The organism is Paenibacillus sp. FSL H3-0333, from assembly GCF_038002805.1.
GTDB classification, from domain to species: Bacteria; Bacillota; Bacilli; order Paenibacillales; family Paenibacillaceae; genus Paenibacillus_AQ; species Paenibacillus_AQ silagei.
Window position 1 is genome coordinate 1,947,221 of sequence record NZ_JBBODG010000001.1, and the last position, 12,467, is coordinate 1,959,687.

Annotated in this window: 11 protein-coding genes; 9 read left to right on the forward strand and 2 right to left on the reverse strand. The window is 51.1% G+C overall.

What is annotated here, in order from left to right; all coding sequences use genetic code 11:
* Positions 1–80 precede the first annotated feature (80 nt).
* Both MHH78_RS08725 and MHH78_RS08730 read right to left on the reverse strand, forming a co-directional pair.
* Positions 81–470, reverse strand: coding sequence for a hypothetical protein (locus tag MHH78_RS08725; RefSeq protein ID WP_341167150.1), 390 nt, complete (start codon positions 468–470; stop codon positions 81–83).
* Positions 467–727, reverse strand: coding sequence for a hypothetical protein (locus MHH78_RS08730; protein ID WP_341167151.1), 261 nt, complete (start codon positions 725–727; stop codon positions 467–469). The genes MHH78_RS08725 and MHH78_RS08730 overlap by 4 nt, the downstream gene beginning before the upstream one ends.
* Before the next feature lie 387 nt (positions 728–1,114).
* Here MHH78_RS08730 and MHH78_RS08735 point away from each other — a divergent pair, with 387 nt between their 5' ends.
* The 9 genes from MHH78_RS08735 to MHH78_RS08775 all read left to right on the forward strand — a co-directional run bounded on the left by MHH78_RS08735 (position 1,115) and on the right by MHH78_RS08775 (position 12,464).
* Positions 1,115–2,104, forward strand: a complete 990-nt coding sequence (locus MHH78_RS08735; protein ID WP_341167152.1) for a LacI family DNA-binding transcriptional regulator — start codon at positions 1,115–1,117, stop codon at positions 2,102–2,104.
* A gap of 20 nt (positions 2,105–2,124) precedes the next feature.
* Positions 2,125–3,114: an N-acetylglucosamine kinase gene (locus MHH78_RS08740; RefSeq protein ID WP_076083023.1), complete on the forward strand. Its 990-nt coding sequence runs from the start codon at positions 2,125–2,127 to the stop codon at positions 3,112–3,114.
* Entirely contained in the window at positions 3,099–4,397 is a 1,299-nt protein-coding gene (locus MHH78_RS08745) for a 6-phospho-beta-glucosidase (protein ID WP_341167153.1), read from the forward strand. The genes MHH78_RS08740 and MHH78_RS08745 overlap by 16 nt, the downstream gene beginning before the upstream one ends.
* Before the next feature lie 24 nt (positions 4,398–4,421).
* A complete protein-coding gene (locus MHH78_RS08750) occupies positions 4,422–5,348 on the forward strand; it encodes an ABC transporter permease (protein WP_076083030.1) in 927 nt (308 codons plus the stop codon).
* A gap of 43 nt (positions 5,349–5,391) precedes the next feature.
* Positions 5,392–6,282, forward strand: coding sequence for a carbohydrate ABC transporter permease (locus MHH78_RS08755; RefSeq protein ID WP_036723509.1), 891 nt, complete (start codon positions 5,392–5,394; stop codon positions 6,280–6,282).
* A gap of 34 nt (positions 6,283–6,316) precedes the next feature.
* A complete protein-coding gene (locus MHH78_RS08760) occupies positions 6,317–7,951 on the forward strand; it encodes an extracellular solute-binding protein (RefSeq protein WP_341167154.1) in 1,635 nt (544 codons plus the stop codon).
* A 50-nt stretch (positions 7,952–8,001) separates the two neighbouring features.
* Complete coding sequence (locus MHH78_RS08765; RefSeq protein WP_341167155.1) at positions 8,002–9,741, forward strand: family 10 glycosylhydrolase; 1,740 nt, start codon at positions 8,002–8,004, stop codon at positions 9,739–9,741.
* 12 nt (positions 9,742–9,753) lie between these two features.
* Complete coding sequence (locus MHH78_RS08770; RefSeq protein ID WP_341167156.1) at positions 9,754–11,478, forward strand: beta-N-acetylhexosaminidase family protein; 1,725 nt, start codon at positions 9,754–9,756, stop codon at positions 11,476–11,478.
* Positions 11,479–11,702: 224 nt separating this feature from the next.
* Entirely contained in the window at positions 11,703–12,464 is a 762-nt protein-coding gene (locus tag MHH78_RS08775) for a SagB/ThcOx family dehydrogenase (RefSeq protein ID WP_341167157.1), read from the forward strand.
* The last annotated feature ends 3 nt before the right edge of the window (positions 12,465–12,467 follow it).

Here is a 12,467-nt window from a genome sequence, read left to right on the forward strand (position 1 = left end):
CTTCGGGATGAGGGGAGGTTTTTTGTTGCGGGCAAAAATAAACCAAGCGCTTGCTGACCTCTGATGGGGCATCGCTTGGTTTATTTATCAAATTCGATGGTCATGGTTTCAAAATTTACCTTGCATTTGGCGCTCATCATAAAATCAATGCCAATAATTCCATCAAAGCCGTAAGGCTCTTGAATCGAACCAAGCTGTATGGGAAAATCACTCAAATCGATATCTTCAATGCAAAAGTCGGGAATCTGCTGCTCATAACAAATTTCGCTCGTTCCTCCTACTCCATACATTCGCTTGGCTCTTCCGTTAATAAAATCAATATCGATACCTATTACAGCTAGTATATCGGAATCAAAGACGGTTGCAGCACAGCCAGTATCAAATAAAAGATTTCTAAGAGAAATGGATTCACCTTGGTAAGTTAGTGTCAAAGAAATAATAGGCAGGCCATGAAGGAAGTGTAACTTCATATCGGTTGCCTTACTCCTGAGAAAATCTCTTCCACAACCTCAACATCATTTCTGCTTGTATGGAATACATACAGTTCACGGTTTGGATGAAGTTTGTGCAGCTTTTTATAGCCGCTCCACGCTTCTTGCGGGTTATCGTAATCTTGTATGACTGCCATATCTTCTAAATGACGCATGCGGTTACTTGAGCTTGCTTTAATTGCTTCCACCAGTACAAAGCGGCTTGGGTGCAATTCTGTAATCTCTCCCCACTTCATTGGCTTCACCTCACTTGGCTTATCATATCTTTAGTATAGCATAGCTGCCCTGCTTCAGCTTGCGCCACGTTTAAGCCTTCCTTTACCCTTCACGGGTGAGGGGAGGTTTTTTTTGCTCTTACTAGTCCCGGCGATCCAACCTCCCGGAATATTAAGCACGGCTGCATTTTATGGATTGACGGCCGGGGGAATTGGTTGTAAAATCAGTGTAAAGTATAAACCTTTAAACTTTCTGGATGGTTTTGATACTTTTAATAAATACAAAGCTGACGTCCAATGTTCGATTTTTCAGTCAGGCTGTGAGTTATGGCGTGCTGATTAAATCTTTTTTATTACTTTAAAAGTTAAATCGTTTAAACTTTTGAGTGTGGAGGCGTAGATACTTAGATGAATATTCATGATGTAGCCAAGAAGTCGGGGCTCTCTGTAGTGACCGTATCCAGAGTCCTTAACAATTCACCCTCTGTACGTGAAGGCAACCGCCAGAAAGTGCTGAATGCGATAGAGGAATTGAATTATCAGCCCAATTCAGCGGCGCGGAGTCTGGTGCGCGGCAAGACCGGAGTCATTGGGATGTCGATTACCAACTTTAACGATTCTTTCTATGACCGGGTGATTCGCGTAGTGAACCGGAAGCTGGCAGAGCAGGGGTACTTCCTGGCCCTGTCCATCGCCGAGAATGACGATGATGGGGTGAACTTCCTGTTCCAGAAGGACCGTGTGGACGGGATTATCCTGTTGTCTCCGCTGGAGGAGAAGGAATATGTGGAGGAGCTGAAGCGCAAGAACATCCCGGTTGTCCTGCTGGATAACCAGTTCGAGCATGAGGATGTTCCGAGTGTTGTCGTCGATAACTATCAGGGCGGGTATGAAGCAACAAGACACCTGATTAGTCTTGGACACACCCAGATTGCCTATATCGGCGGCCCTTCGGAGTTCCTGAGTGTAACGGAGCGCAAACGGGGTTATGTCCAGGCGCTGGATGAAGCGGGACTAACGCCCTTTGGCACGGAATATTGCGGCTTTACGGTAAGCAGCGGTTATGAGGTGGCGAAGAGATGGGTCCGCGAGGATAAGCTGCCGACAGCCATTTTTTCGGGAGACGACTTTATTGCCCTCGGGGTTGTTCAAGCCCTGCGTGAGGAGGGGATTCTGGTGCCTCAGGATATCTCCGTGGTCGGCTTTGATGATCAGCAGTTCGTCGGTGAATTCTACCCGCGGCTCACAACGGTTAGACAGCCAGAGGCGCAGATGGGCAATATCGGCGTTGACTTACTGCTGAAGCTGATCAATGGGGAGGTGATGCCCCCTGCGGTAACGAAGCTTGCTCCTCAGCTTCTCATCCGTGAATCTACCGCTTCTGTTCGATTAACTTGAAATTTAGGAGTGAATGATCTGTGAAGTATTTTTTGGGAGTGGATGCAGGGGGCAGTAAGACCTACGCAATGATTGCAGATGAACAGGGGAAGCTTCTCGGTGCAGGCAAGGGCGGGAACGGGAATCATCAGCTGAACCGTGAGCAGGCGGAGAACAGCTTGCAGCAGGCTGTATCGGAAGCCATTACAGCATCCGGGCTGACCAGGGAGCAACTGGATTATTCCTGGTTCGGATTGGCGGGAGCGGACAGAGAGGCTGATTTTAGGATTTTACGGCCCATCATCGGCCGCCTCGGCCTTCCCCGGACGGAGATTTCCTGTGATACCTGGAATGCCTTGCGTTCAGGTACAGAGAAGAACTACGGGATTGTGCTGATTTGCGGATCGGGCGTGAACTGCAGCGGTAAAAATCCGGCGGGTGCTGCCTATCAATGCGGCGGCTTCGGCTACCGGTTCGGGGATTTCGGCGGCGGCTATGACTTAAGTATGGAGGTTTTCCGCAGCGTCCTCAGGGCGGATGACGGAAGAGAACAGAAGACGGTCCTAAGCGAACGCTTAACTCAGTTGCTGGGCTATTCCAATGTCCCGGAGCTAAGAGAGGATTACCTCGATCATTTCAGAGATCTGCCTCCCCAAATTGCGGAGCTGCTGTTTCAGGCGGCAGAGGAAGGGGACCCGGTGGCCACCGGGCTGCTGGTCAAGCAAGGGGATGAGCTGGGTCTGGCGGCTGCCTCGGCTATCCGCCGGTTGGCCATGGAGGAGGAGTCCTTCGACATCGTGCTTGCAGGCAGCCTGCTGACCAAGGGAGACCGTGCGGGCATCATCCGCCGGGCCATTGAGCGAAGAGTGAAGCAGGCGGCCCCGGACGGCACATTAAGGATTTTAACCCGGGAGCCGGTTGTAGGATCGGTCGTTCTGGCGATGGAAAGCAGCGGGTTGCATGTGAATCAGGAGGTTCTTGATCATCTATCACAGGGTAAGGAGGAGCAATTATCATGGGGGAAACATTGAAGCTGGTTGTTATCGGAGCGGGGTCATCGTATACGCCTGAATTAATTGAAGGGATCATCCTGCACCACCAGGAGCTTCCTGTCCGCGAAATATGGCTGGTGGATATTGAAGAAGGAAGAGAGAAGCTACATACGATTACGGAACTGAGCAAGCGGATGATTGCCGAGTCCGGACTGCCGATTACCGTTGCAGCGACGCTTGACCGCCGGGAGGCCATTGCCGGAGCGGACTTCGTCTGCACGCAGATCCGGGTAGGGATGCTTGAAGCACGCAAGTGGGACGAATTGATTCCGCTTGAGTACGGTGTCATCGGTCAGGAGACTACAGGCCCTGGAGGAATGATGAAGGGCCTGCGGACCATCCCGGTTATTCTGGACATTTGCAAGGATATCGAGGAGCTGGCCCCGGATGCCTGGCTGCTGAATTTTACGAATCCGGCCGGGATGGTGACTGAAGCTGTTCACAAATATTCATCGGTTAGAAGCGTGGGCCTGTGCAACTCGCCGATCGGATTTCAGAAGTGGCTCTCCGAATTCTTCGGGCTTCCCGTGGAGAAGATCTATGCGGAGTTTGTCGGCATCAACCATCTGCACTGGGTATCCGATGTCGTGATTGACGGGAAGAGCAAGCTGCAGGAGCTTATTGATTACCCCGAGAGCTATAAGGCAAGCAATGTGCCGTTTGATTCCTGGGACCACCGGTTTCTGAACGGTCTGAAGGCTATCCCTTCCTATTATCTGAGCTATTACTATATGACGGACGCGATGCTGGCGGAACAGAAGGAAGCAGCGGCAACGGCCGGATCACGCGCTGAAGTTGTGAAGAAGGTGGAGGAGGAGCTATTCGAGCTGTACCGGAACATGGAGCTGAAGGAGAAGCCGAAGCAGCTGGAAAAGCGCGGCGGAGCTTATTACTCGGAGGCGGCAGTGCTGCTGATGCGCTCTATCCATAATGATTCCCGCGATATCCAGACGCTGAATGTAAGGAATAACGGGATTATTGATTTCCTGCCGGACGATGCCTCGATTGAGGTGAACTGTATGGTCACCAAGCAGGGGCCGCTGCCGATTCCGCTGCGCAAGGTGCCCCAGTCTGTCAGAGGCCTGCTGGCTGCGGTCAAGCAATATGAGAGTCTTACGATCGAGGCGGCTGTGCACGGAGACCGGGATGTGGCCCTGCAGGCGATGGTTCATCATCCGCTCATGCCTTCGGTCACCGTAGCTGAACAGCTGCTGGATGAAATGCTGGAGAAGAACAAACCGTTTTTGCCGTTATTTCAATAGAATCGTCCAGAGGAGGTCAAGCGGATGAATACGGCCGGGAAACCGAGCAGGTGGAAGAAATTTAACAGTCAATTGGATTTGCAGTCTATGGTTTGGCCGGGAATTATCTTTGTATTCATTTTCAGTTACATTCCGATGTATGGCGTGGTTATGGCGTTCCAGCAATACGATATTTTCGGCGGCATGATGAATAGCCCCTGGGTGGGATGGATGCAATTCAGAATGTTCTTCGAAGCGCCGGAGTTCTGGAATGTGATGCGTAACACCCTTGTAATTAGCCTGTTAAAATTGATTATCTCTTTTCCTGCCCCGATACTGCTTGCGCTGATGCTGAATGAAGTCGGGCATATGGGCTTCAAGCGCGTGATCCAGACCGTCAGCTACTTACCTTATTTCCTGTCCTGGGTTATTGTATCCGGTTTCGTATTTTCGCTGTTATCCGTTGATAACGGAACGGTGAACTATCTGCTGGAGCGGTTCAATCTGGTCCAGGAGCCGGTTAACTTCCTTGCGGTACCCAAATACTTCTGGTCTATTCTGGTAAGTGTAAATGTCTGGAAGGAAGTCGGATTCGGAAGTATTGTCTATCTGGCGGCGATTGCCGGCATTGATCCGACCCTGTATGAGGCTGCATCCATAGACGGAGCAAGCCGGTTTAAGCAAATTCACCTGATTACACTCCCCAGCATTACCCCCATTATCGTCATCTTTATGATTCTTGCCATCGGCGGTCTGCTCAGTGCGGGCTTCGAGGATATTCTGCTGCTTGCAACTAATCCAATCCTCAGGCCCTACTCCGATGTTATCGATACCTATGTGTACCGCGTCGGGATATTAAATGCCAGATTCTCTTATGCGACAGCGGTAGGGCTGTTCAAAGCGGTAATCAGTGTCATTCTGCTGGTGACAGCCAACAAAATCGCCCGCCGGGCAGATGTAAGTCTCTGGTAGATACCACAACAATGCTCCATAAACCTTTTAGGAGGGCCGAACAATGAGACTAAGCCTGGGCGACAAAATGATGCAGCGGAGTATTTATATCCTTTTGGCATTGCTGGCGCTACTCATGCTGTACCCGTTTTGGAACGCGCTCGTCATTTCCTTTAATCTGGGGAGCGATACGGCGCTCGGCGGTGTAACCCTGTGGCCGAGAGCCTTTACCCTGGAAAATTATTATATTGTGTTTCAGGATGACCGCCTGCTGAATTCGTTTCTGATCACCATTCTCAGAACGCTCTGCGGCACAGCATTATCCGTATTCTTTACGGCCTTGCTAGCTTACGGCATGTCCAAGAAGACCTTGCTGTTCCGCAAGCAATACATGGTGTTTTTCATGATTACGATGTTCTTCAGCGGAGGGCTTATCCCCAGTTATTTACTCATCCGTTCTTTGGGGATGCTGGATACCTTTTGGGTGCTGATTATCCCCGGCATCATCAGCGTCTGGAACATGATTGTCATCCGCACCTTCTTCAGCGCTTTGCCGGAGGGACTGGAGGAATCCGCCAAAATCGACGGCAGCAGCAACTACGGCATTTTCTTCCGGATTGTGATTCCCGTCTCCGGCCCGGTGCTGGCCACGATAGCCTTATTCACCGCAGTCGGTTACTGGAATGACTGGTTTACGGGAGCGATCTACATTACCGAGGATCGCCTGCTGCCTATACAGACGCTGCTGCGGCAGGTAATGAACTCCAACATCATGACCCAGATTGGCTCCTCGAATGCGATCGCGCTGGATCATATGAACCGGAATCGGACGATTACCACGAAGTCACTGACTATGGCTACGATGATGATCGCTACTATTCCGATTATCCTGACCTACCCTTTTCTCCAGAAGTACTTTGTGAAGGGCGTGATGGTCGGTTCATTGAAAGAATAGCAGTCCCCATCTTACGTAGAAAGAAGGAAAAAGAATGCGCAAACGCCTAACATGGGTAGCTCTGTTGCTGACTTCGCTGGTGCTGCTGCTCGCTGCCTGTAGCGGAGGGGGGAATTCTGACACTTCACAGAACAATCTGAATACCGGGGCCGCTACAGATGACGGCAGCGGGATCAAGCCTGTCACCTTCAGCTTCTATGGCAACTACGACTGGCTCACGACATCACCATGGGGGGAGAATGAGGCGACGAAGTGGATTCAGGAGAACCGCAAGGTTACGGTTGAACCGATCCAATCCGGAGGAGCGGCCGGAGAAAAGCTCAACACGATGATCGTCGGCGGCGATTTGCCGGATGTCATTTTTACGGACCGGGGGTCCTCAGTGGAGAGGCTGGTGCAGGCGGGGCAGCTCGTTGCACTGGATGATTACTATGAGAAATATCCGAACTTCAAGAAATATGTGAAGGAATCGACCCTGAATCTGCTCCGTTCCGACGACGGGAAAATCTATCAAATCCCGAACTGGTATACCTCCGGGCAATTCGGCAATGGCGGATGGATGGTGAATAAGGATATCTATAACGCACTCGGCAGACCCGCTCTGGAGACCTTCGATGACCTGTATCAATATTTGCACACGGTGCAAGCAAAGTATCCTGACGTAGTTCCTCTGGAGGTGGGGGAGAAGGGCGCAGGTCTGGAAATTATGTATGGCGGTTTCAAGGAGAATTCCACCAGCAAGTTCGTTACACTCATGGGTTATCCGGATGGCGATAAGCTGAACTCTATCCTGGATGATCCCGCTTACGAGGAGATGGTGCTGTACATCAACAAGCTGTACCGTGAACGGCTGATTACGCAGGATGCGCTGCAGCAAACCCAGGATGCGGTCAAGGAGAAGGTCAATACCGGCCGGGTAGCAGTCATGGTCGAATCCAATATCACTACGTATGGAGCCGAGGGACACCGGGCATTGACAGCAAGCAATCCGGACAGCGGTTATGAAATTATCTGGCCTGTCCACAAAGCAGGAATAGACAAGACCAAAGTATTTGTAAGCGGCTTTGAGACGCTGGGCTGGAACGTCAGTGTTATTACCAAACAAGCCAAGGACCCGGAGGCTATCTTCGCTTACTTTGACTGGATTACAGGCCCGGAGGGACAGAAGGTGCTGTTCTTCGGCCCTAAGGGCTTGTACTGGGATGAAGAGGATGCGGATGGAGCGCCGATTCCGAACGAGAAATACAAGACGACGCCTGCTAACGAGCGCACGGATACGATGCGGAAATTCGAGGACTTCAACTGGGCCGGGAATACGACCTTCATTGATACGGCCAAAATGAGCCTCGAGGCGCTGCTCTCCGCGAACCAGAAATCATGGGAGACCGTGGCCCAGTCCACAGTGACCTGGAAAACCGCGCTGGACATTACACAATTCGTAAATACCGACCCGCTTCCCGATACAGAGACCGGCATTATCGCACAGAATATCGCAGATATTTACACTCTTGCTTACGCCCAGATGGTTCAGGCGAAGTCGGATGAAGAGGTGCTGTCGGCGCTGGATACCGCCAGAAAAAACACCGCAAAAGCGGGACTGGATAAGCTGCTTGAGTTCAGAACCGAAAAATGGCAGGAGAATGTAAAGAAAATTAACCTGACGAAATAACTGCCGTACGGGCAACTGGCCAAATAAAACTATGATGTGGAGGCGATATTATGGCATTTACATTGAGATCGAGGTTCATGGCAGTGTTAGGCATTGTGTTGGTTTCTTCGGTAGCGGGGGGTTCCCTTCCCCTTCCGGCACAGGCCGAGGAGCAGAGCAATCCCCCATTTGAGACGGAAGTGATTGTACGGACTGTTAACCAGTTCAAGAACTTGGCGGATGTGCAGAATTTCATCGCGCTGTCCACAAGCTACGGGGTCGATGTCATCAGCATGAATGTAAAGCAGGATGAAGATGATGAGGTTCCGTCCGGCAGTGTATTTTATCAGAGTGATATCGCTCCTATTGCCCAGGGCTACCAGAATTTCGATGCCCTGCAGGCTGTCATTACGGCAGCTCATGCCGCAGGAATCAAGGTTCATGCCTGGATTCCCCAGTTCCATGACCAGCAGGCCTTCCTCGCTCATGATGAATGGCAGATGCAGTCGTTGGTGAACGGGGTTCAGACTCCGTTTACGGGCTCTAACGGTAACGAATATTTCGTCAATCCGATTCACCATGAAGTGCAGCAGTATGAGCGTTCCATCATTCAGGAAGTGATCGAGAATTATGATGTGGACGGTGTTGTACTGGACTGGATCCGCTTCGACAATTACAACATGGATGTCAGTGATTATACGGTTGCCAAGTATCAGGCGCAGTTCGGGTATTCGCCGCTCAGCATTGACTTCGATACGGATTCACCGCAGCGTCAGCAGTGGAATGAATGGAGAACCGAACAAATCGGACAGTATGTAGGCGATATCCGTGAGGATATTTCCGAATCCGCGAATCCGGATGTGCAGCTTGGTGTATATATTCTGCCGCCGGAATTTACCGAGGTTGGACAGAATGTAGCCAAGTTCAAGGATGAGATCGACTTTGTCGCACCGATGGCGTACTTCGATGACTGGGAATTCAACAGTGATTGGGTATACAGCACCTCCTACGGTATCCTGAAGGATACCAGTGACGCGATTAGCGGCAGTGATGTTGACATCGTAGCTACCCTGGATAATGACTGGACCGATGATCAATATCAGGAGGTCTACAAGGGAATCCGCGAGAATTATCCGGATGTGAAGCGCCTGTCGTTCTTTGCCTATGGGGCCTGGCCGGAAGAGGAGCTGGCGAATATCCATGAACGTGAGACCTGGCCGACGCCAGGCTGGACGGCTCCGGTAGAGCAAGATTATCCGGCCCAGCTGCCTGCAGTATGGAAGGCGCGGAATATCGGCTCCATGCCGGGGAACGCCACCTACAATGCTTCCAATAAGCAATTTACACTCAGCAGCAGCTCTACGGATATTTGGGGCAATGGAGATCAGCTGAATTATATCTATCAGCCCGTGAGCGGCAATGCGGAGATTGTGGTTAAGGTGCAGTCCACCAGCTGGCTGGACGGCTGGGCCAAGGCCGGTATTATGATCCGGGAGTCGCTGAGTCATAATTCCAAGCATGCGGATATGATGATTACCCCCGAGAATGGGGCTACCTTCCAGTATCGTACAGAAACCGCAGGCAGTATGGCTGACCATACTGCGGCTGCTTCTGCTCCGAAATGGCTGAAGCTGACGAGAACCGGAAATACGTTCAAAGGGTCGATTTCTTCAAACGGGAACAGCTGGCAAACGGTTGGAACGGTTCAGATCCCAATGAAAAGCAAGGTGTATATCGGGATTGCCCTTAGCAATCCCGGGAATGACTCGCGGAACAAGGCTGTGTTTGGAAATGTGAAGGTTACGGATTAAGGAGGTATGCATATGAACATGCCGCTAAAAGAACGGCAGTATTACTTTCGGGACTACTACGATCAGGGTGAGGAGCTGTTGCTGGAAGGGCAGCAACTGAGAATTGAGCTGACTTCAAAATTTTCCTTGATCCAGAAGTGGGAGTGGCCGCTTGCCGCCGAAGGCCCGATTGTGATCCTTGAGCCGCCTGGAGAAAATGAGGAAACACCCGAACCTGGCAATATCAAGCTGGAGCTGGAATACGAGGGATCGCTTAAGGCGGATGGCTATCTGCTGGATATCCGTAAGGACGGCACAGTTACCATAGCTGCCTCCAATAAGAGGGGACTACAGTATGGAATGGATGCTCTGCACCGGCTGCTGAGCGTAGATGAAGGCAAGTGCCGGTTGCCTGTGGCGACTATTCATGATGAGCCCTCTTTTCCAGTCCGCGGCATTATTGAAGGCTTCTATGGCACGCCGTGGAGCTGGGAGGACCGGATGGATGCGGTGCGCTATCTGGCAGCTCACCGGATGAATACCTTCATGCATGCTCCCAAGGATGATCCCTATCACCGCGAGCTATGGCGTGAGCCTTATCCTGAGAATCTGTTCGAGCAGATTCGTGAGCTGAAGCAGGAATGTGATACGCAGCTGGTGGACTTCTATTATTGCATTAGTCCGGGGAATGATCTGCAGTTTCGCAGTGAAGATGATTTTGCCAGTCTGGAGGCGAAGCTGAGCGCGATGATCGCTATTGGTGTCCGGCATTTCGCTCTGCTGATGGACGATATAGACTACGCATTGTCAGGGGAGAACCTACATTACCTGGAGCGTTCCGGACTGGCGCACGCTTATGTGGCCAACCGTGTCTATGACTATCTAAGCCGTCAATTGCAGAAGGTTACTCTGGTAATGTGCCCTTCTGAGTATTGGTCCTCCTGGGATACCGAATATAAGCGGGATATCGGTGAGAAGCTGCATTCGGAGATCAAGGTATTCTGGACCGGCCCTGCCGTCTTTGCCCGGCAGGTCGGGAGCAGACCAGCACAGGAGAATTACAGCCATTATGGGCATGAGCTGTGGCTGTGGGACAACATACCTGTCAATGATGCCGACTATGACCGGTTGTTTCTGGACCCGGTTCGCGGGCGTTATTCCCGGCTTGGCCAGACCGGACATCAGGCCGTGGTAGCGAATCCGATGGTGCAGTGGGAATGCTCCAAGATTACACTGAACACCATGGCCCACTATATGTGGAACAGTGAGCGTTATATGCCGGAGCTGTCCTGGGAGCTGTCGGTCCGCGAATTTGCCGGAGAGCTGGCAGACGACATGATGTTCTTCTGCCGCCAGAATCTCAATAGCCAGCTCTATAGCGGTGGATATAAGGAACTGAAAGAGGCTGTGCACAGCAGAGATATACGCTGGCTTGACGCGTATTTCGACCGTCTGGAGAGCATGTCCTGCAGGCTGCTTGAAATGGAGAATTCCAAGTTCCAGACGGAAGCAGAACCCTGGCTGCACAGAGCCCTGGCGGATGTAGAGCTGTGGAGGGCCTTGCGGCGGAAGGTAATAACCGGGGGAACTGAAGCCGGAGCCGATGAAGAACTGCGTAAGCGGGCCGAAGCCTGCCGGGCCTTTGAGGTCCGGCTGGGGAGTGATCCCGCCTGGATGGCAGCCGAGGCCTGGGGACTTGCTGCCAGGGAAGGCAAGAAGGGATACCGGCTGATTTTGGAGGATGAGGTGGTAATCTAAGCGCTTATTGATCCTGATTAATGGATAGTACCGTACCAAAATTAAACGTAATGCTGGAAATATTGCCGCCATACTCCAATGACAATACGTGTAAGCCTTCCTTTACCCTTCGGGGTGGGGGGAGGTTTTTGTTTGCCAAAATAACGGAAGAGTGAGTTAGATCACCTTTTGATTTTGAGTACCTGATAAATTTGAGCTAATAAGGTAATCGAGGAGGATCTGTTATGACCAGATATGAACAACAAAGAAATTTTCTGAAATCCAATTTTCATGAATTCAAACGGATTAAAACAGACAAGATTAAGGGTATTGCACAGCCGCCGGTTGTGAAGGCGTTTGATCCGGATTCGCTTATTATTGATTTGCCCAAGGTCAGCAGGGATACTGTAGGTAAAGACAGCATTTTTGAATGTATAGAGCAAAGAAGAAGTACACGCTTCTATTCTGCGGACACGTTAAGTCTGGAGGAGTTGTCCTATTTATTGTGGGCCACCCAGGGGATTACTGGAATGAACAAGAACGGGCTTACGCTGCGGACTGTACCCTGCAGTGGCGCGACACATACCTTTGAGACCTACTTGATGATTATGCGGGTAGAAGGCATCCGGCAGGGGATTTACAGATACCTTCCTGTGGAGCATAAGCTCTTGTTTATGTTTGAATTGGATGAGCTGGAGCAGAAGATTGATGCCATTACGCTGGATCAGCCGTTTGTCCCTAACTTTGCACGCAAGGCTTCTGTGCTGTTCGCCTGGAGTACCACACCGTACCGCTCGGAGTGGAAGTATGATATTTCAGCCCACAAAAAAATCCTCATCGACGTTGGACATGTCTGCCAGAATCTGTACCTAGCCAGTGAATCGATCGGAGCAGGCGCCTGCGCTATCGGAATCTATGACCAGAAGCTGATTGACGAGATTTTGGCGCTGGACGGAGATGAAGAGTTTGTGATCTATCTTGGCGCAGTGGGGAAGAAGCGGGAATAGCGG